1 protein-coding gene is annotated in these 295 nt (G+C 40.3%); it reads right to left on the bottom strand.

Annotated elements, in window-relative coordinates; translation table 11 throughout:
* The coding region (locus JKP73_RS22745; RefSeq protein WP_200412051.1) for an alpha-L-fucosidase at positions 1 to 295 on the bottom strand (295 nt) is incomplete at both ends.

Here is a 295-nt window from a genome sequence, read left to right as displayed (position 1 = left end):
ACAATCTTTAGCTGTATTGCGATATTTTGTTTCTTTGGTATTCCACATACAAAAGCCATCGTGATGCTTCCTCGTAAATATCACGTATTTAAAGCCTGCTCGTTTTGCTAAATCAGCCCTTATCTGCGGTTGAAAGCGAATTGGATTAAATGTTTTATTCAAATTAACATATTGACGCTTAAACCCCTCTCCATCTGCTACCCAGTCAATACCTTCTCTTGACCACTGTGCATCGTCATCACTTAATGCCCACGATTCCACAATCCCTAATTGTGAATATGGCCCCCAGTGCATC

This window comes from Virgibacillus salexigens, from assembly GCF_014905415.1.
Classification (GTDB): domain Bacteria; phylum Bacillota; class Bacilli; order Bacillales; family Amphibacillaceae; genus Virgibacillus; species Virgibacillus salexigens.
Note: the sequence above shows the minus strand (reverse complement) of the source record. Positions and strands in the feature narration are given on the sequence as shown.